Annotated in this window: 15 protein-coding genes, 1 tRNA gene and 1 pseudogene; 6 read left to right on the top strand and 11 right to left on the bottom strand. The window is 72.2% G+C overall.

Going from position 1 to position 18,803, the window contains the following annotated elements:
• Positions 1-83 precede the first annotated feature (83 nt).
• From RWH45_RS04760 to RWH45_RS04750, 3 genes are all read left to right on the top strand, one after another.
• A complete protein-coding gene (locus RWH45_RS04760; RefSeq protein ID WP_315993740.1) occupies positions 84-863 on the top strand; it encodes a 3-oxoacyl-ACP reductase in 780 nt (259 codons plus the stop codon).
• Between the two features lie 24 nt (positions 864-887).
• Complete coding sequence (locus tag RWH45_RS04755) at positions 888-1,604, top strand: FadR/GntR family transcriptional regulator (protein WP_315993739.1); 717 nt, start codon at positions 888-890, stop codon at positions 1,602-1,604.
• A gap of 170 nt (positions 1,605-1,774) precedes the next feature.
• Complete coding sequence (locus tag RWH45_RS04750) at positions 1,775-2,185, top strand: dehydrogenase (protein ID WP_315993738.1); 411 nt, start codon at positions 1,775-1,777, stop codon at positions 2,183-2,185.
• Between the two features lie 484 nt (positions 2,186-2,669).
• On the opposite strand, the gene radA is transcribed toward RWH45_RS04750, so the two are convergent.
• Both radA and RWH45_RS04740 read right to left on the bottom strand, forming a co-directional pair.
• On the bottom strand, positions 2,670-4,037 hold the full coding sequence (gene radA, locus RWH45_RS04745) for a DNA repair protein RadA (RefSeq protein WP_315993737.1): 1,368 nt from the start codon (positions 4,035-4,037) through the stop codon (positions 2,670-2,672).
• 167 nt (positions 4,038-4,204) lie between these two features.
• Positions 4,205-5,158: an L-lactate dehydrogenase gene (locus RWH45_RS04740; protein ID WP_315993736.1), complete on the bottom strand. Its 954-nt coding sequence runs from the start codon at positions 5,156-5,158 to the stop codon at positions 4,205-4,207.
• Between the two features lie 125 nt (positions 5,159-5,283).
• Between RWH45_RS04740 and RWH45_RS04735 the strand changes: the two genes are divergently transcribed.
• Together RWH45_RS04735 and RWH45_RS04730 are read left to right on the top strand one after the other, a co-directional pair.
• Positions 5,284-5,373: transfer RNA gene (locus RWH45_RS04735), tRNA-Ser, on the top strand.
• A 90-nt stretch (positions 5,374-5,463) separates the two neighbouring features.
• Positions 5,464-5,941: pseudogene (locus tag RWH45_RS04730) on the top strand (SRPBCC family protein).
• A 122-nt stretch (positions 5,942-6,063) separates the two neighbouring features.
• Here the strand turns inward: RWH45_RS04730 and RWH45_RS04725 are convergent.
• Genes RWH45_RS04725 through RWH45_RS04685 form a run of 9 tightly spaced genes read right to left on the bottom strand, consistent with a single transcriptional unit; the run spans position 6,064 to position 15,573 of the window.
• Complete coding sequence (locus tag RWH45_RS04725) at positions 6,064-7,074, bottom strand: LacI family DNA-binding transcriptional regulator (RefSeq protein WP_315993735.1); 1,011 nt, start codon at positions 7,072-7,074, stop codon at positions 6,064-6,066.
• Positions 7,075-7,086: 12 nt separating this feature from the next.
• Complete coding sequence (locus tag RWH45_RS04720) at positions 7,087-7,920, bottom strand: aldose epimerase family protein (RefSeq protein ID WP_315993734.1); 834 nt, start codon at positions 7,918-7,920, stop codon at positions 7,087-7,089.
• On the bottom strand, positions 7,917-8,831 hold the full coding sequence (locus RWH45_RS04715) for a sugar kinase (RefSeq protein WP_315993733.1): 915 nt from the start codon (positions 8,829-8,831) through the stop codon (positions 7,917-7,919). Before RWH45_RS04715 ends, RWH45_RS04720 begins: the two co-directional genes overlap by 4 nt.
• The gene (locus RWH45_RS04710; RefSeq protein WP_315993732.1) at positions 8,831-10,111 is read right to left on the bottom strand and encodes an apiosidase-like domain-containing protein; all 1,281 of its coding nucleotides are present in this window, start codon (positions 10,109-10,111) and stop codon (positions 8,831-8,833) included. The genes RWH45_RS04715 and RWH45_RS04710 overlap by 1 nt, the downstream gene beginning before the upstream one ends.
• A 31-nt stretch (positions 10,112-10,142) precedes the next feature.
• A complete protein-coding gene (locus RWH45_RS04705; RefSeq protein WP_315993731.1) occupies positions 10,143-11,408 on the bottom strand; it encodes an enolase C-terminal domain-like protein in 1,266 nt (421 codons plus the stop codon).
• Entirely contained in the window at positions 11,405-12,286 is an 882-nt protein-coding gene (locus RWH45_RS04700; protein WP_315993730.1) for an NAD-dependent epimerase/dehydratase family protein, read from the bottom strand. Before RWH45_RS04700 ends, RWH45_RS04705 begins: the two co-directional genes overlap by 4 nt.
• A complete protein-coding gene (locus RWH45_RS04695) occupies positions 12,283-13,212 on the bottom strand; it encodes a carbohydrate ABC transporter permease (protein ID WP_315993729.1) in 930 nt (309 codons plus the stop codon). The genes RWH45_RS04700 and RWH45_RS04695 overlap by 4 nt, the downstream gene beginning before the upstream one ends.
• Positions 13,209-14,153: a carbohydrate ABC transporter permease gene (locus RWH45_RS04690; RefSeq protein WP_315993728.1), complete on the bottom strand. Its 945-nt coding sequence runs from the start codon at positions 14,151-14,153 to the stop codon at positions 13,209-13,211. Before RWH45_RS04690 ends, RWH45_RS04695 begins: the two co-directional genes overlap by 4 nt.
• A 58-nt stretch (positions 14,154-14,211) precedes the next feature.
• Positions 14,212-15,573, bottom strand: a complete 1,362-nt coding sequence (locus RWH45_RS04685) for an extracellular solute-binding protein (protein WP_315993727.1) — start codon at positions 15,571-15,573, stop codon at positions 14,212-14,214.
• 202 nt (positions 15,574-15,775) lie between these two features.
• Here RWH45_RS04685 and RWH45_RS04680 point away from each other — a divergent pair, with 202 nt between their 5' ends.
• Positions 15,776-18,754: a sugar-binding protein gene (locus RWH45_RS04680; protein ID WP_315993726.1), complete on the top strand. Its 2,979-nt coding sequence runs from the start codon at positions 15,776-15,778 to the stop codon at positions 18,752-18,754.
• The last annotated feature ends 49 nt before the right edge of the window (positions 18,755-18,803 follow it).

Here is an 18,803-nt window from a genome sequence, read left to right as displayed (position 1 = left end):
CCTCGTCCCACTTATGGCCACTTCGGAGGCTCCCAACCAGCCATAAGTGGGACGAGGTTCGGCTCGAAAGGAATCACCGCACCATGACCATCGACCTCACCCAGCGTCTGCGCGACCGCGTCGCCATCATCACCGGCGGGGCCAGCGGCATCGGTCTCGCGACCGCCCGCCGCTTCGCCGCCGAGGGCGCGCGCGTCGTCATCGCCGATCTCGACGAGACCACCGGCACGGCCGCCGCCACCGAGGTGGGCGGGGTGTTCCGACAGGTGAACGTCGCCGACGAGGCATCCGTCGACGCCCTCTTCGACGGCGTCGCCGCCGACCTCGGCAGCGTCGACATCGCCTTCAACAACGCCGGCATCTCGCCGGCCGACGACGACTCGATCGAGACGACCGAGCTGCCTGCCTGGGATCGCGTGCAGGACGTCAACCTCAAGAGCGTGTACCTGTGCTCCCGCGCGGCGCTGCGGCACATGGTGCCCGCAGGCCGCGGCTCGATCATCAACACCGCCTCGTTCGTCGCGCTGCTGGGCTCGGCGACCTCGCAGATCTCGTACACCGCGTCGAAGGGCGGAGTCCTCGCGATGACCCGCGAGCTCGGCGTGCAGTTCGCCCGGCAGGGGATCCGGGTGAACGCCCTGTGCCCGGGACCGGTGAACACCCCCCTCCTGCAGGAGCTGTTCGCCAAGGACCCCGAGCGGGCGCAGCGCCGACTCGTGCACGTGCCGATGGGCCGGTTCGCGGACCCCGCCGAGATGGCCGCGGCGGTGGCGTTCCTGGCATCCGACGACGCGTCGTTCATTACCGCGACGGCCTTCGTGGTCGACGGCGGGATCACCAACGCGTACGTGACGCCCCTGTGACCTGGGGCATGACAGGCTGAGGTGATGACCGAAGCGCCGTTGGACGATCTGCGCCGGGCCGTCTACCGACCCGTCCGCAGCGGCAACGCGCTCGAGGACACCACCGCGCGCATCGTCCAGACCGTGCGGTTGGGCCTGGTCGCTCCGGGGGAGTCGCTGCCCGCCGAGCGCGAGCTCGCGGCGCTGTACGGCGTGAGCCGCGACACGGTGCGCGAGGCGATTCGAGAGCTCGCCGATGCCGGGTGGCTCGAGACGCGGCGCGGTCGCTACGGCGGGACGTTCGTCGTCGATCCGGTGCCGCGCCCGTCGGAGCCGGCCGTGGTGTCGCCCGCCGAGCTCAGCGACGTCGTCGCCCTGCGCGGCGTCCTCGAGCCCGGGGCCGCGTGGGCGGCCGCCGGGCGCTCGCTCTCCGCCGACGAGCGCGACGTGCTGTGGGCCCGGCACGAGGCCGCCGCCGTCGCCGGGGGAGAGGACTACCGCCGGCTCGACACGCTGCTGCACCTGACGATCGCGGAGCTCGCCGGCATCCCCTCTCTCGTTCCCCTCGTCGCCGACAACCGCGCGCGGGTCAACGCGTGGCTGGACACGTTCCCGCTGCTGCCCCGCAACATCGATCACTCCACCTCGCAGCACGCCGCGATCGTGTCGGCGATCCTCTCGGGCCGACCGGATGCCGCCCACGCGGCGATGCGCGATCACCTCGCCGGATCCGAGGCGTTGCTCCGGGGGTTCCTGGCGTAGGTCGGCTGCCCAGCGGCGTCGCGGCCTCGCGGCCTCGCGTGCCCGTTCGGGACGCGTTGCTCGCCGTAGGGCGTGGGATCGCAGGTTCCGCCCCGAACCCGGGATTGCGGCAGCGGGCGGACGCCGGGGCGGGAGGGGCGGGGAATGGATGCCGCGGATAGGCTCGGAGGATGGCCGGGAGCAAGAAGCGCAAGGGAAAGAAGCACGACATGGACTTCAAGAACACCGCGCTCACCGACGCCCTGCAGACGCAGGACATGGCCGCCATCGCCTTCGCTCTCCGGCACGGACCCACGGTCGTTCCGCTCATGACCCCGGGAGACGCCGACGACCCGCGCAGCGTGGGCGAGGTCTGGACCTACCGCGACCCGAACACCGGGCAGCTGGCGCTGCTGCTCTTCAGCGACGCGGCGCACAAGCCCGAGACACTGCCGCCGCACGTCGCCTTGCAGTCGCCGCAGTGGCTCCGATCGTTCCTCGGCGCGCATCAGGATGCCATCACCACGGTGTTCATCGACATCGCGGGGCCGCACCCGATCCAGGCGTCGCCCGCCGACCTGATCGCCGCACTCGACGCCTGAGGCGACGGCCGCGGCGCGATTACCGGCGGCTCGCCGCCGTCCGTGTGCACAGCGGCGGGTGGAGGTGTCGACTCGCCGGTGGAGTGTGCGTACGGGACGGCGTGTCGTCCAGCGGGCCCGCCGTTGTGCTCGGACGGGGCGGTGGCCGAGCAGTGGGGCGTGGCGGTCGTCGCGGGTGCTCCGGCCGGGGGATGCGTCGAAGGTGAAGGACCCGAGTCGCGCGGGTGAAGGACGCGTGCGAGACTCGACGGCATGGAGTACGTGATCGCCGGCGCCGTGTGCGCCGCCGGACTTGTCATCCCCGTCGTCCTGGGAATGACCTCCCCGCACCGCCGTCGCCGGTCGGCTCCTCCGGGCCGCTGACGGCGGGGACGTTCAGCCCGCCCCGGGCACCGCGAACGGGGGGACGCTTGGCGTTGCGGTCACGGTATGCATCGCCCTCGGTGGGTCGACCGCCGCTGTCGCGCCGAACGTCGGGGGAGGGTCAGAATCCCGGGTCGGTGTCGTCGCGCGGGACGCCGCGCACCTGCAGCTCGTTCAACGCCTGCGCGAGCTTGCGCGACGAGGCGTCGAGCACGGTGTGATAGCCCAGCCGCTTCGCCTCGGACGCGCGCTGAGCGGCCTGCGTGACGTTGCGGATCTCGCCCGTGAGCGTCAGCTCGCCGATCGCCGCGAGACGCTTCGACACCTTGCGGTTCTTCACCGCGTTGGCGACGGCGATGGCGATCGCCAGGTCGGCGGCGGGCTCGACGAGGCGCACACCGCCCACGGTCGAGACGTACACGTCGCGGTCGGAGAGCGTGAGACCCATGCGGCTCTCGAGCACCGCGAGCACCATCGCGACGCGGGAGGAGTCGACGCCGTTCACGATGCGGCGGGGATTGGGAGCCGTCTGCCGCACGGCCAGGGCTTGGATCTCGACCGGCAGGGCGCGGCGGCCCTCCATCGCGATCGTGACGCAGGTTCCGGGCTCGGGCTCGCCGTGGCCGAGGAAGAGGGCGCTCGGGTCGGCGACCTCGGCGATACCGGTGCCGGTCATGTCGAAGCACCCGACCTCGTCGGTGGGGCCGAAGCGGTTCTTGAGCGCTCGCACGAAGCGCAGCGAGGTCTGACGGTCGCCCTCGAAGTGGCACACGACGTCGACGAGGTGCTCGAGGATGCGCGGACCGGCGATCGAGCCGTCTTTGGTGACGTGGCCGACGATGATCACCGGGAGCCCGCGCTCCTTCGCGACGCGGATGAGAGCGGACGCGACCTCCCGCACCTGCGCGGGCTGCCCCGCCGCCCCGTCGCTGTGGGCCGACGAGACCGTCTGGACGGAGTCGACGATGAGCAGCCCGGGCTCCACCTGGTCGATGTGCCCGAGGATCGTGGCGAGATCGGTCTCGGCCGCGAGGAACAGCTCGTCGTGCAGTGCTCCGGTGCGCTCGGCGCGCAGGCGCACCTGCGCGGCGGACTCCTCGCCGCTGGCGTAGAGCACGCGGCGTCCGGCGCGGGCGCTCTGCGCCGCGACCTCGAGCAGCAGGGTCGACTTGCCGACGCCGGGCTCGCCGCTCAGCAGGATCGCGGCGCCCGGGACGATGCCCCCGCCGAGGACACGGTCGAACTCGCCGACGCCGCTCGTTCGACGCGGGGCGTCTTGCGTGTCGATCTCGGTGATGCGCCGCGCGGCGCGGGCCGCTCCCGGCGCCACCGGCGTGATCGATCGGACGATGCCGGTCTGCTCGGCGGCCTCGACCACCGTGCCCCACGACTGGCACTCGCCGCAGCGCCCGACCCACTTCAGCGTCGTCCACCCGCACTCGGTGCACCGGTAGGGAGCGGGAGCGGTTGCCGGACGACGGGATGCCATGGGTTCAGGCTACGCGGGGCCTCCGACATCGCCCGCGCCTCGTCCACGGCATCCGGAATCGGCACGTCCGGGGAGCGCGCCGATGAACGCCCCCTGTGCGGGAAAACGGCGCGAGAGCGTATCTATCGGCAGGGAGAGCGTTCATCGCGGGTGGAGGCGAGGGCGCCTCAGCCGCGCAGCGAGTCGGCGACCGTCGTGAGGGCGTCCGCCGAGCGGCGCAGGAGCGTCTTCTCGTGGTCGGAGAACGGCGTCGCGGCGATGGGCACCGCGCCCCGTGCCGACACGATCGACGGCACCGACAGGGCCATGCCGTCGACGCCGTGGAAGGTAGACAGGACGGTGCTCACGGGGAGGATCGCGTGCTCGTCGCGCAGGATCGCCTCGACGATGCGGGCGCTCGAGAGCCCGATGGCGTAGTTGGTGGCGCCCTTGCCTTTGATCACCTTGTAGGCGGCGTCACGGACGTCGACGGCGATGGCATCCAGTTCGTCCTGGTCGAAGTAAGAGCCGTCGGGCAGCTCGAACTCCGTGATGGGGACCGAGCCGATCGTCGCGGTCGACCACAGGGGGAACTCGGTGTCGCCGTGCTCGCCGACGATCCACGCGTGGACGCTCGAGGTGGCGACGCCGGCGCGCTGGGCGATCTTCCACCGCAGGCGCGACGTGTCGAGCACCGTGCCGGAGGCGAAGATGCGCCGCGTCGGCAGGCCGGTGGCCTCCTGAGCGAGCACGGTGAGCACGTCGCACGGGTTCGTGACGATCACGTAGATCGCGTTCGGGGCGACCTCGAGCAGCTGCGGCATCATGTCGCGGATGATGCGGGCGTTGGTGGCGGCGAGCTCGGTGCGGGTCTGGCCGGGGTTCTGCTTCGCTCCGGCCGTGATGACGACGACGTGCGACCCCTCGGCGACGGCGACGTCGCTGCCGCCGGTGATGTCGCTCGATCCGGTGAACTGCGTGCCGTGGGCGAGGTCGAGCACCTCGGCCTCGACCTTCTCGGCGGCGATGTCGTACAGCGCGACGTGGCGGGCCGACCCGCGGATGAGAGCCGCGTACGCGACGCTCGCCCCCACGCTTCCCGCGCCCACGACCGTCAGCTTCGAGTTCTCGATCACGCTCATGGCTCGATCCTGGCAGCGCGCGCGAAACGGCTCCACAGGGGTGCTTCGACGGTGGAGGAACGGATGCCGGATGCCGATTCGGCGCCGATTCGCGGCATCCCGGAGAGTGTCGTAAGCTAGTCGGCGGTGACGTGTCCGAGCGGCCGAAGGTGCAACACTCGAAATGTTGTGTAGGTTCACCCCTACCGTGGGTTCAAATCCCACCGTCACCGCCACCACGAAGGCCCTGAATCCTCACGGATTCGGGGCCTTCGTCATGTTCTTCCCGAGATGTGCGGACAGGTGCGGCCTGCCACGATGAGTGCATGCCCGTCATCGAGTCCCGCTGCGTCGTCCCGGTCGATCCGAGCACGGCGTTCGCCGTCTCGCAGACCACCGGTGAGATCCGCAAGCGATGGGATCCGTTCATCCGACGCCAGTACTTCGTCGACGGCGCGACCGCCCCGGGCAAGGGCGTGCGGACCCACACCGTGCAGCGTTTCGGCTTCCGCATGGAGAGCGAGTACGTCTCATACAACCCGCCGTCGAACGTCGGCATGAAGATGACGAAGGGGTCGTGGTTCTTCGAACGACTCGCTGGCGGGTGGAAGTTCACCCCCGTCGCCCACGACCCGCACAGCACTCTCGCCGTGTGGCGCTACAACTTCGCGTGCCGCCCCCGGTGGCTGGCGCCGCTCGCCGAACGGATCGGCGCGCTGCTGCTGCAGCACGACATGGACCGGCGCATCCGGGGCTTCGCATCGAGGATGCAGCGACCCGCTCGTGCTGGCCGCGGTGCGCTGACCGCGTCGCCGGCGTACGGCGACGGGGAGCCCCGTTGTGCGGCGGCTCGTTTTCTCTCGATCCCGTCACCGATTCCGGCGAAGGAACGACACCCGGCCCGCGCTCGAGGAACCGCCTCGCGCTCAGCGGGCGGTCGAGCGACCGAGGACGAGCTGCGCGGGCTCGACGTGGCGGCCCGGGGCGTATTCGGTGCCGCCGATGACGTCGGCGAGGTAGTTCGCGGCACGGTCGCCGAGGGCGCTCAGGCGCAGATCGATCGTGGTGAGACTGTCGTCGTCCTGGCCGGTGGAGCCGGCGAGGTTGTCCATTCCGGTGATCGCGACGTCGTGGGGGACGCGGATGCCGGCCTCGGCCAGCACCCCGGCGACGGCGGTGGCGATCGTGTCGTTGCCGCAGCACACGCCGTCGAAGGCGACGCCCGAGGCGATGAGGCGCTGGGCGGCCGCGCGGCCCCACGCCTGCGACCAGTCGCCGCGCAGCACGAGGGCGGGGTCGAGCGCGAGTCCCGCCTCGCTCAGCGCGTCGGAGAGCCCCGTCGAGCGGTCGCGTGCGGAGCGGTCGTGGTCGGCGGCCGAGACGTGGGCGATGCGACGGCATCCGATCGAGACGAGGTGCTCGCCGGCGAGGCGACCGGCCCCGTAGCCGTCGTGGAGGAACGACGCGTCCTCGGCGTCGTCGGAGTGGCCGTAGGCGTAGACCACGGGCACCGTGAAGCCGGCGCTGATGGAGTGGATGTCGGAGCTCGAGCCGTCACCGATCACGAGCAGGCCGTCGATGCTGCGGGCGCGGAGCTTGCGGGCCGTCGCCGCGAACAGGGCGCGGTCCAGATGGGCGTCGGAGACGAGCACGGAGAGGTCGCGAGCGCCGAAGGCGGTGGTGGCGCCGGTGAGCACCGGCATCGTGAAGGCACCGGGGGCGTTCACGGTCAGCACCGCGACGGTGGCGCTGCGCCCCTGCGCGAGGAACTGCCCCAGGGCGTTGGGCTGGTAGTCCAGGCGCTTCGCGACGGCCAGGATGCGTTCGCGCGTGGTCTCGGAGACCTTGCCCTGTCCGCGGAGCACCTTCGACGCCGTGGGAACCGACACTCCTGCCAGAGCCGCCACGTCGCGGAGGGAGATCGCGTCTTTCGCCATTGCGGATCGATCTTAGGCCGTCGCGGCGCCGATGCCGCGGACGTGCAGGGTCACCGTCGAGCGCACCGTCGCCCCGGGGGCGACCTCGATCGAGCCGAGGGCGTCGCCCGGCTGGGCGTACGGGTCGGACGAGGGCTCGAGTCCCACGGCATCCACCTGCGCCCACCACGGGAAACCGGTCGATCCGCGGCGCTCACGCCAGACGAACAGGCGGGGGAAGAGCCGCGCGTCCCAGCTCAGCGCGAGCGCGAGCTCACGACCCTCGACGGTGAGCGAGCCCGCGGCCCCCGAGACGTCGTCGAAGCCCGCCGACGGCGCCGGGGCGACCGCGAGGCCGCCGCCGCCGGTCGAGACCACGGCGTCATCGAACAGATCGCCCGCGAAGGCCGGGTGCTCCGCCCACCCGATGCGGGCGGTCTCGGACGAGTGGTTGTGCACGGCGGTGTCGACGCGCAGCCCGCTCTCGACGAGCGAGACGACGCGGTCGACCTCGAGGGGGACCGTGCGCAGGTGCACGCGGGCGCGACACGAGGCGCCCTCCTGCGACAGCGTCCACGTGCGCCAGGCCGCCTCGCCGTGGAACGGCTGCGTCGGCGCGACGCCGGCGGGGGCGTCACCCGCGCGCGGGAGCAGGACGTGCCACCCGCCCGGGTAACGGCGGTGCCACTCGCCGCTGGAGTCGGGGAGCGAGAACGCGTCGCGCGCCTCGTCCGCCCAGGGGGTGGTCGCGAGGATCTCCCGGCCGGTCGGCACATGGGTCAGGCGGGCGATGCGCGCCCCCTCGGCGTCGACCTCGACGAGCAGGTCGTCCGATCGCAGCGCGACGCGCGCCGGCCCGGCGCTCACGCGGCGACCTCGGCGAGGCGGTCGCGGGAGGGGAAGCCGGTGTGGTCGCCCGGGTCGGCTACGACGCGGGCGGCGCACCACGCGGCACGGCGCAGGGCTCCGTCGACGGGGAGCCCCTCGAGGACCGCGGTGATCCACCCGGCGGCGAACGCATCGCCCGCGCCGACCGGGTGGTGCGGCGGGGGGATCTCCACGGCGGGCGAGCGTCGCACGCCCGCGGCGTCGCCCGCGACGGCTCCGTGGCGGCCGAGCTTGACCACCACCGTGCGCGGTCCGCGGGCCAGGAGGGTCGCGACGGCCTCCTCCGCATCGTCGAGGCCCGTGAGCACCCGCGCCTCGTCTTCGTTGCACAGCAGGGTGTCCACGTGCTCGATCACGTCGTCGACGGCGTCACGCAGCCCGGCGTCGTCGATGAGCTGCGGCCGATGGTTCGTGTCGAGCGAGACCGGGACGCCGCGACCCGCCGCCTCGTGCACCACGCGTTCGAAGAGCGCACGCGGCCCCTCGCCGAGGGAGGCCGTGATGCAGGAGACGTGCACCAGGTCGACGTCCGCGAGATCGTCGGCCGTGAAGTCGGCGGCGGTGAGTCCGGAGGCCGCCGAGCCGACGCGGTAGTGCTCGCTGCGCACCAGGTCGTCGCTCAGGCGCTGCTTGACGATGAGACCGGTCTTCTCCCCGGGCGCCGCGCGCACGAAGCGGTCGTCGATCCCCTCGGCCGCGAGCGTCGCGCGCACGAGGCCGGCGAAGGCGTCGTCGCCGAGGCGCGACATCCACGACGAACGGTGGCCGAGACGAGCCACGCCCACGGCGGTGTTCAGCTCGGCTCCGGCGACGGCGACCATCGACGGCTCCCCGCCGGCATCGACGAAGAAGGTCGCGAGCGCCTCGCCGAGGGTGAACACGTGCGCCATCAGCGGCCGATCGGTGCGAGTCCGCGGATGACGTAGAGGGCGTCGCCGGGGAACTCCGGCTGCGCGAGCCGCACGCTGCCGTCGACGAGACTCCAGCGCGCGGCGTCCGGGCGGCGCGCGGCGAGGTCGTACACGCTCACCTCGAGACCCGCGTCGGCGCGCCCGCGCAGGGTCAGGGCGAACGCCTCGGGCGCGTACACCGCGACGACGCCGTCGGGCGTGCGGCCCGCGACGGCGCCGGAGGGTTCGTCGACCAGCAGATCGTCGTCGCCGTCGAGGCCCCACAGCCGCTCGGCATCCACGATGCGCCGCACGAGGGCGACGTCGTCGGCGCCGGGGAAGGCCGCGGCCACCGCGAACGGGAAGGGATCGCCGTGCACGTCGGCCGCGGCGAAGCCCTCGCCCCGCCGGTGCCACGACCACACGCCGTGCGCGCCGTAGCCGAGGCCGGCCGCGGCGCCCGCGACGACACCCGTCCAGCTCGCCCGGCGGACGTCGGCGGCGGAGTGCCGTGCGCGCCCGGCGAAGCGCCCGAGCCCCTCGTAGCAGGGCTCGAGGTTGATGATCGGGCGGTCGACGTCCATCGCGCGGTAGTACCGGGTCAGCTCGGAGGGGAGGGTGTCCCAGGCCTCGTTGTGACCGGACTGCAGGCCGTGGAAGTCGAGCAGTCCGCCGTCGGCGAGGGGTGCCGGCATCCGGGCCGTGGGAGTGTCGTGCCAGGTGATCAGCTGGTCGGGCGCGAGCTCGCGCACCTGCGCCGCGACCGCGCTGTAGCGCGCCAGAGCAATGTCGTCGTTGAGGTCGTCGTCGCCCGAGACGATCCAGATCGGGTCGAAGCGCGCGAAGCGGGCGACGGCGTCGGCCACGTACGACGCCGTCTGCTCGGCATCCATCACGTGATCCGGGGTGAGACCGGCCCCCCACGTGCCGGGCACGAAGTTGTTCCACAGCAGCACGAGCATCGGCGTGAAGCCGTGCGCGCGGGCGGCGGCGAGCACGCGCTCGGCGTCGTCCCAGTAGGCGGGGTCGCCGGCGGCGAAGTCGAGCCGCCCGTCGCGGATCGCGTAGGGCGAGAGCGTGCCGCTGGAGCGATCGTGCTCGATCGGCAGGATGCTGAACAGCAGCGCGTTGAACCCCTGACGACGCCGGCGCTCGAGGTGATCGAGCCACTCGTCGGGGCGGGCGCCGCCGAAGGCGGCCCAGACGGTGTCGGCCAGGAGGAAGGCGGGCTCGCCGTCGCGGAGCAGCCAGCGCCGCGAGGGCGCGAGGGACCAGGTCATGCGGGATCTCTCTTCGGAGGGGGCGGAAGGGTCAGGGGGCGATCAACGCGCCGTCGGGCGCGCGCACCTTCGCGGCCCACGCGTCGTGGCCGGACAGCCCCGCGGGGAAGCGGGCGGCGGCCTTCTCGTCGACCTCGATGCCCCACCCGGGGGCGTCGTTGGGGGTCAGCCAGCCGTCGACGATGTCGATCATGCCGGGGAACACCTCGTGGGCCGCCTCGTTGTAGACGTGCCCCTCTTGGATGCCGAAGGCGGGCGAGGTGACGTCGAGGGCGACGGCGGCGGCGACCGCGAACGGCGAGGCGTCGCCGGGGGAGTGCCAGGCGGTGCGCACGCCCTCGATGTCGGCGAGGACCGCGAGGCGCCGGGCCGCGCTCACCCCGCCGACGTCGGAAAGGTGCGCGCGCAGGTAGTCGACCTGGTGCTCTCGCACGAGCCGGGCGGCATCGGTGAACGAGGTCGCCAGCTCGCCGACCGCGATCGGCACGGGTGACGCCTGACGCACCTCGCCGAGACGGTGCCAGTGCTCGGGGGCGAGCACGTCCTCGACGAAGAAGGGGCGGTAGGGCTCGAGACTGCGCGTCAGCGTGATGGCCTGGCTCGGGCTCAAGCGCGAGTGGACGTCGTGCAGCAGTTCGACACCGTCGCCGAGCTCTTCGCGCACGTGCGCGAAGAGGCGCGGCGTGGCGACGAGGTAGTCCTCGACCCGCCACCCCGCGGCGTGCTTCGCCCAGGCGAACTCGCCGACGAGCGGGGGCGCCCCGTAGTGGCCCGCGCCCTGCTGGCCGGACTGGATGCGCACGTGACGCTGTCCGGCCGCCATGAGCTTCCGGACGTGGTCGGTGGTCGCCGCGGCATCCGCGCCCTCGGCGTGCAGGTACGTGTCGGCGGCGGCGCGGACCCGCCCACCGAACAACTCGTACACCGGCATCCCGGCTCTCTTGCCGGCGATGTCCCACAGCGCCATGTCGAGCCCCGACAGCGCGTTGTTGCCGACCGGTCCCTCGCGCCAGTACCCGGTGAAGCGCACGAGGCGCGTGAGGTCGTCGATGTCGCCGGGGTAGCGGCCGACGACGAGCGGGCGCACGTGCTCGAGGAACGCCACGACCGCCTTCCAGCGCTGCGTGAACGTCGCACAGCCGTAGCCGTAGAGGCCCGGCTGGTCGGTGTCGACGCGCACCACGACGAGCGGGATCCCCTCGGGGGCGGTGACGATCGCGCGGAGGTCGGTGATGCGGACGTCCTCGCGCGGCAACCAGGGCTGTGGGAAGGCCGTGTCGGTCTCGGCGAGGGTCATCGTTCGCTCCTGATCAGGGACGCCCGTTCGGTGGCGGTGCCGTCGTGGATGGATTCGCTCGGCGCGAAGCCCAGCAGGTCGCGGGCCGCGCTCGTGTCGACGAGGGCGGCGCGCCCGACGACCGGGTGCGCGAGGACGGTGCCGGGGGCGTACCGCGCCACCAGCTCGGCCGAGTCGACCGGCAGCAGGGTGTCGGCGGCGCTGAGCGGGATCACGGGCGCGCCGACCACGTCGGCGTCGAGCGCGCGCTGCACGGCGCGGGTGGCGTCGTGCATCGTGAGGTACGCCCAGCCCTCGCGGGCGAGCCGACCCGGGTCGGCCTCGAACTCGAGGGCGACGTCGCGCAGCACGTCGGGCCACTTCACCAGGGGGAAGCGCAGCGCGACGACGTCGAGACCGTAGCGGCGGTGGGCGTAGGCCGCGGTGCGCTCGTCGACGAGCTTGGACAGCGAGTACGCATCGGCGATGTCGGGCGGCGTGTGCGCGTCGAGCGGGAAGGCCGGGGGGAACGCGCCGTGGGGGTTGTTCGGGTATCCGATGGCATTGATGCTGCTGGCGATCACGGCCCGACGCACCCCTCGCTCGCCGGCGCGGGTGAGCACGGTGAAGGTCGCGGCGGTGTTGACGCGGAACACGTCGATGGGGGTGCCGAGGGTGGGGTGCGGGATCGCGGCGAAGTGGGCGACGGCGTCGACGTCGTCCATCGCGCGGTCGACCACGTCGGGCGAGGTCGCGTCCCCCTCGACGAGGCGGTCGGCCGGGTGGTGCGACGAGAACGACAGCGACAGGGCGGTGACGGAGTGACCGGCGGCGACGAGGCTCTCGCTGACGGCGCGGCCGATCTCTCCGTCGGCCCCCGTGACGAGGATGCGGCTCATCCCTTCACCCCGCCCGCCATGCTCGCGCCCCGCAGGAACTGGCGCTGGAAGACGAGGAACAGCGCCACCGGGATGACGAGCGAGAGGAACAGCGCGGCCATCTGCACGCTGAGCTCGGTCTGATCGGCCAGGCGCGGCAGCGCCACCGAGACCGGCTGGTTGTCGGGGGTGGGCAGCACTAGCAGCGGCCACAGGTAGTCCTTCCACGACGCCACCACGGTCAGCAGGCCGACGACGCCGAGGATCGGTCGCGCCAGGGGCAGGACGATGCTCCACAGGATGCGAAGCGGGCCGGCGCCATCGATGCGCGCCGCCTCGTACAGGTCGGCGGGGATCGCCTCGAGGAAGCGCGAGATGATCAGCACGTTGAAGGCCGTCGCGCCCGCGGGGAGCCAGACCGCCCACCACGTGTCGATGAGCGAGATGCCGAGGACCGGCAGTTCGCGCACCGTGAGGTACAGCGGCACGAGCGAGACGATGCCCGGGATGAAGAGGGTGGCGAGGATCGCGCCGGAGAGCACCTTGCCCCAACGCGGGCGCAGCACCGTGATGACGAAGGCGGCGGTCGTCGAGACGAGCAGCGTGGTCACGACCGAGCCGGCCGCGAGGATCGCGGTGTTGGTGAGGTAGTGACCGATGCGGCCGCGTTCCCACGCGATGCCGAGGTTCTCCCACTGCACGACGCCGCTGGAGAAGAAGGAGAACGGGCCGCGGATGAGGTCCTGCGTCGGCGAGACCGCCGCGAGGGCGAGCCAGACGATCGGCCCGAGGCCGGCGATGATCAGCGCCGCGAGCACGAGGACGTGACCGACGCCGAGGCTGATCCGCACGGAGGGGCGCGAGCGGTCGGCATCCGAGATGTTGGTGCGGGTGAGGGGCTCGGGGGCGGCGGCGGGGCGGCGGCGACCGAGGGAGAGCAGGCTCATGAGCGGCTCCAGCTGCGCGTGAGGCGGAAGTAGGCCAGGGAGAACAGGCCGAGGACGAGGGCGAGGAGCACGCTGAGCGCGGTCGCCGCCCCGTAGTCGACGCGGGTGAAGGCGTAGTCGTAGATCGTCATGAGCAGCGTCTTCGTCGCTCCCTGCGGACCCCCGCCGGTGAACAGGAACGGCTCGGTGAAGACCTGCATCGTGCCGATGATCTGCAGCAGCAGCATCGTGCCGATGATCCCGCGCATCTGCGGGAGGGCGACGTGCCAGACGCGGCGCCAGATCCCGGCGCCGTCGAGCTCGGCGGCCTCGTACAGCTCGCCGGGGATGCTCGTCAGCGCCGCGATGTAGATGATGACCGCGGTTCCGGCTCCCGCCCAGGTGGTCTCCAGGACGATCGAGGGCATGGCGCTCGCGGGGGAGTTGAGCCAGGGCAGGGGACCGATGCCGACCCACCCGAGGACGGTGTTGAACAGGCCATCCGCGTCGGGGGCGTAGAAGAACTTCCAGAGCAGGATCGCCACGACCGGCGGCACCATGACGGGCAGGTAGGCGAGGGCGCTGAAGTACCAGGCGCGCGAGCGCATCTCGGAGATGAACACCGCGAGGGCGAGCGGCACCGGGAAGCCGAAGACGATGGCGAGCACCGTGTACAGCACCGTGTTGCCCGCGGCCTGCGGCAGACCCGGATCGCTCAGGACGTAGACGAAGTTGTCGAGACCGACGAAGTCGCTCTGCCCGGTCAACACGACGCGCTGCACGCTCATCACGAGCGAGCTGAGGATGGGTCCCCACGAGAAGTAGGCGTAGACGAGGATCGCCGGGGCGGCGATGAGCAGCGCGGTCAGGCCGGGGCGCCAGGGGCGTCGCCGGCGGGCGGTGCGCGCGGGAGTGGCGGTGGTTCGCGCGGCGGTGCGCGGACGCTCGTCGAGATCGGTCATGGACGTCTCCGGGGGAGGGAGGGGCGGGCCGCGCGGCGACCCGCCCCGGGTGGGGTGATCAGCGGCTGAGGCGCGACTGCACGTCGGTCTGAGCGGTGCTGAGCAGGGAGGGGATGTCGGCGTCCTGATCGGTCAGGACCGTCTGGACGACCGTGTCGAGGGCGCCGTACACCTCTTGCGCATTGTTGACCGGCTCGGCGACGACGGGGATGGATGCCGACGCGTCGAGGTACGAGGTGAAGTTCGCGCTCGGGACGTTGATGTAGTCCGCGATCCAGTCGAAGTACGTGGAGTACTGGTCGCTGTTGACGACGGGAAGCCCCGGGAGGCCCGTGACGGAGCCGGCCTCGTTCGACGCCTTCGCATCGTCGACGGCGGTGGTCTCGTCGAGGTAGCGCTGCAGGTAGAAGAACTTCACCCACTTGACCGCAGCGGCCTGCTGCTCGGCGCTCGCCTTCGGGTCGACGATCTGCACCGTGCCGCCGCCGAGGGTCCCCTCGTCGGCCTTGGCCTGCGGCATCCCGCCGATGCCGAAGCTGTCCGCGGGCAGCTTCAGGTTCTGCACGATGTTGTAGTACGAGTCGCTCGCGCCGATGATCATCCCGATCTTGCCGGCGGCGAAGTCCTGCCCCTGGGTGGGGATGTCGTAGAGGGTGTTCTCGGGCATGGTGCCGTCCTTCCACCGCATGTCGCTGATCAGCTGCAGCGCCTGCGTGGAGGGCTTGTCGTCGAAGGTGGCCTGCGAGCCGTCCTCGTTCTCGACGGTGCCGCCGAACGAGTAGGTCATGCCCGAGAACTGCCACCCGCCGGTGTTCGCGGTGGTGAGGATGGAGAAGCCGGCGGCGCCCGTGGCGTCGTGGATCTTCTTCGCGGCGGCGCGCACCTCGTCCCAGGTGGCGGGCGGGGAATCGGGGTCGAGACCGGCCTTGGTGAACAGCTCGCGGTTGTAGACGAGGCCGAAGGAGTAGGCGTTGGTGGGAATGGCGTAGGCGCGCCCCTCGCTGTTCTCGGCGAGCTTGAGCACCGTGGGGTTGAGGCTGTCGAGGAGGCCCTCGTCCTTCAGGACGTCGGTGAGGTCGGCGGCCTGGCCCCGCTTGATGAGACCGGCGGGTTCGGTCAGCGGCACACTCATGACGGTGGGCAGGCTGCCACCGGCCGAGAGTGCCTGGAAGGTCGACGCGTCGTAGCTCGTCTCGACCGGCTCGAGAGTGATGTCGGGGTTGGCCTGCTGGAAGGCTTCGACACGCTTGTCGAAGTAGGCGCGGTCTTCGGGTCGGTCGGCGCTGGGCCGGTCGCCGATCTGAATCGAGACCTTGCCGTCGGTGGTCCCCGTGGAGGGGGAGCTGCAGCCGGCGAGGGCTGCGACCGACAGGCCGCCGAGTGCGATCACGGCGGCGACGGAACGGACACGTTTCGTCATTGAAACTCCTTGGCGAAGAGCGGAAGCAAGAGGGAAATCGCTTGCCCTGAGATGTCTAGCACCTCATGGGCTGAGCGTCAAAGTGTGATTCGCTTCGGCGCGCCGTCGCGCATTCCGGTGTTGACAGATCGATCAGCCTCTCCCACACTGCTGGAGGGCAAACGCTTGCCTAGATTCCGAATCCGCTCGACGAGGAGAATTCGTGTCCGCCACTGCTGGAAACCGTCCCCCGCGCGTTCGCGGCGGCCTCATCGGGACGGGGTTGCTGTGCGCAGCGCTCCTGGTCCCGGCATCCCCCGCCCTCGCCGCCGCTCCGAGCGTCGCGCTCACACCGCTGGTCACCGGCAACCTCTTCCGCCAGGGGGAGACTCCGCGGATCGCCTATGCCACCGACGCCGCCCGGGTGGCGTGGACGGTCACCGACCAGACCGGCGCGGTCGTCGCCGACGGCGCCGAGGATGCCGACGGCACGCTCGAGCTGCCGGCATCCGGCCTCGGCTGGTACGCGCTCGCCGTCTCGGTCGACGACGACGCCGCGCGGGCCGAGACGAGCTTCGCCGTGCTGCCCGATCGCGATGCCGCCGACTCGGCGACCGCACGTTTCGGAGCGGCGACGCATTACGGGCAGTCGTGGAGCGTCGACTCCCTGCCCACGCTGGCCACGGGCGGCTTCGCCCAGCTGCGCGACGAGGTGTACTGGAGCGAGGTCGAGACGCAGAAGGGCGTGTACGACTGGGACCGCCCGCGCGCGGAGTTCCTCGACGCGGCGCGGGAGGCCGGCGTCCGTCCGCTCCTTCTCGCCGGCTACGGCAACCCGCTCTACGACGGGGGCGACGGGCCCACGAGCGACGAAGCCGTCTCCGCCTACGCGGCCTACGCCGCCGCCATGGCGACCGAGTTCGGCGACCAGGCCACGGGGATCGAGCTGTGGAACGAGTGGGACCTGGGGCTCGGGGGCAACACCCGCACCTCGCCCGAAGACTACGTGAACCTTCTCGCCGCGGCCTCCCCGGCCGTCAAGGCGGCGGCGCCCGACCTGCCCGTCATCGGGCCGGCGGTGGCGAACCTCAACACCGATTGGCTCGAGCAGACGTTCCGCCTCGGGGCGCTGCAGTACGTCGACGGGATCGTGCTGCACCCCTACAGCTACCCGGTCTCGGCCGACGCCCTCGACGACACCCTCACGCGCATCGACGCGCTCGTGCGGCAATACAACGGCGGGGTGAGCAAGCCGCTGTGGATCACCGAGCACGGCTGGCCCACCGGCACCAACGCCCGCGCCGTCTCGGAGCGCGAACAGGCGTCCGACATCGCCCGTTCCGCCGTGATCGCCGCGGCGCACGACGCCGCGCGCTACTACGTGTACGACCTCGTCTCCGACGGCGTCGACCCGGCCGAGACCGAGCAGAACTTCGGTCTGCTGCGCGCCGCCGACGACACGCGCGGGGCCTACACGCCGAAGCCCGCTTTCGCGTCGTACTCCGTCGCCGCCGCGCAGCTCGAGGGAGCGACCTCCGCCGGTCGCGACGACGCCGTCGCGGGGGTGCGGCAATACCTCTTCGACACGGCGGAGGGCCCGCTGCGCGTGCTCTGGGCGAATACCGCGCAGACCCTGCGGCTGAGCGGCACCGGCGCCGTGACGGTGACCGACGCCTACGGCCGAGCCGACACCCTGGATGCCGACGGCGGCGACGTGGTCGTCACGGTCGACGACGACCCGCTCTACGTGCGCGGCGACGTGACCGGCGCCGCAGCATCGGAGACGTCGGTCTCGTTGGACGGCGGTGTGGTGGGAGCGGAGGTGACCGGTCGCTGGAGCGTCGCGGGCCGCTCGGACGGCGCGGCGACCACGTGGCGTCTGAACCTTCCGGACGGGCGTGCGTTCACACAGAGCACCGACGGCACCGCACCCGCGACCACCGCCATCTCCGCGCCCGCACCCACGTCGACGGGATCGTACGAGACCGTGGCGCGGCTGTTCGACGGCGACCGCGCCGCCGGCCTGCTGCGGGCGCGCACGACGATCGAGCAGCCGGTCGCCCTGACCGGAACGCAGGCGATCTCGGCGGACGGCACGGACGTGCTCCGGCTGCGCCTGAGCAACGCCTCGGCATCCGACCTCCCCCTCCAGTCCCTGACGTACACGATGGGCGGAACGGATGCCGCGGCCGACGTGCCCGCCGTCCTGCCCGCGAGCGACGCCGTGACCGTCGACGTCCCCCTCGGCGAGCTCGACGCGCGCACGACGTTCTCCGCGGAGGCGATCGTCGACGGCGCCGCGGTACGGGTCGAGGGCGCCGTGTCGCCCCTCGACGTCGCCGCTGCCTATGGTGCGGCCCGCCACCGCGTCTCGGTCGACGGCACGCTCGACGACCTGACCGGCCTCACACCGGCGACGTTCACCCCGGAGGGGACAGACACTCCGCCCGCCGTCGACGACCAGTCGGCGCGCGCGTGGCTCACCTGGGACGACGACGCGTTGTACATCTCGGCCGAGGTCGTCGACGACGTGCACGACCAGCCGGCGACGGGCGCGAACATCTGGCAGGGCGACTCCGTGCAGTTCACCGTCGCCGGTGGCGCGCCGGGGGCGGCGAGCGTGTGGCACGAGTTCGGCATGGCGCTCACCTCGGAGGGGCCGCAGCTGTACCGCTGGCTCTCGGTCGGTCAGGGTGCGGGCGTCGTGCCCGGCACCGAGGTCGCGATCTCCCGCGATGAGGACACCCACCGCACCGTGTACGAGGTGTCGGTGCCCTGGACGGCGCTCGCCGGAGTCGATCGCGACGCCGCGCTGCTGTCGAGCGCGATCATCGTGAACGAGGCCGACGGCCAGGGCCGTGACGGCTACCTGGCCTGGGGCGGAGGCATCGCCGCCGAGAAGGACTCGGCGCAGTTCCACGCCGTGCGTCTGCTCCCCGCGGTCGAGCCGGAACCGGGCACCCCGACCGACCCGGGCACTCCGACCGATCCGGGGACTCCGACCGACCCGGGCACCCCGGCGCAGCCGGGTGGCGGCCGGGGGTCGGCGGACCCCGCGCCCGATGCCGGGGGTGCCACCGGCTCGGGGGCGCTCGCGAGCACGGGGACTCCCGCGGTGCTCGGCATCCTGTTCCCCGCCCTCGGCGCGCTCCTCCTCGGCGCGGGAGCGCTGATCGTCCGCCGGCGACTCGCCCGGCGCTGACCCCTCTCGCGATGCCGCCGTCGTGTCCGGCGGCGGCATCGCGACCGAA

The organism is Microbacterium galbum (genome assembly GCF_032464915.1).
In the GTDB taxonomy this organism is placed as follows: Bacteria; Actinomycetota; Actinomycetes; order Actinomycetales; family Microbacteriaceae; genus Microbacterium; species Microbacterium galbum.
The sequence above is the reverse complement of the archived record's forward strand: the minus strand, read 5'-3'. Positions and strand labels throughout refer to the sequence as shown.

Coding starts and splice junctions, on each gene's coding strand:
- RWH45_RS04760 (WP_315993740.1), top strand. CDS start 84: ATGACCATCGACCTCACCCAGCGTCTGCGCGACCGCGTCGCCATCATC.
- RWH45_RS04755 (WP_315993739.1), top strand. CDS start 888: ATGACCGAAGCGCCGTTGGACGATCTGCGCCGGGCCGTCTACCGACCC.
- RWH45_RS04750 (WP_315993738.1), top strand. CDS start 1,775: ATGGCCGGGAGCAAGAAGCGCAAGGGAAAGAAGCACGACATGGACTTC.
- radA (WP_315993737.1), bottom strand. CDS start 4,037: ATGGCATCCCGTCGTCCGGCAACCGCTCCCGCTCCCTACCGGTGCACC.
- RWH45_RS04740 (WP_315993736.1), bottom strand. CDS start 5,158: ATGAGCGTGATCGAGAACTCGAAGCTGACGGTCGTGGGCGCGGGAAGC.
- RWH45_RS04725 (WP_315993735.1), bottom strand. CDS start 7,074: ATGGCGAAAGACGCGATCTCCCTCCGCGACGTGGCGGCTCTGGCAGGA.
- RWH45_RS04715 (WP_315993733.1), bottom strand. CDS start 8,831: ATGGCGCACGTGTTCACCCTCGGCGAGGCGCTCGCGACCTTCTTCGTC.
- RWH45_RS04710 (WP_315993732.1), bottom strand. CDS start 10,111: ATGACCTGGTCCCTCGCGCCCTCGCGGCGCTGGCTGCTCCGCGACGGC.
- RWH45_RS04705 (WP_315993731.1), bottom strand. CDS start 11,408: ATGACCCTCGCCGAGACCGACACGGCCTTCCCACAGCCCTGGTTGCCG.
- RWH45_RS04700 (WP_315993730.1), bottom strand. CDS start 12,286: ATGAGCCGCATCCTCGTCACGGGGGCCGACGGAGAGATCGGCCGCGCC.
- RWH45_RS04695 (WP_315993729.1), bottom strand. CDS start 13,212: ATGAGCCTGCTCTCCCTCGGTCGCCGCCGCCCCGCCGCCGCCCCCGAG.
- RWH45_RS04690 (WP_315993728.1), bottom strand. CDS start 14,153: ATGACCGATCTCGACGAGCGTCCGCGCACCGCCGCGCGAACCACCGCC.
- RWH45_RS04685 (WP_315993727.1), bottom strand. CDS start 15,573: ATGACGAAACGTGTCCGTTCCGTCGCCGCCGTGATCGCACTCGGCGGC.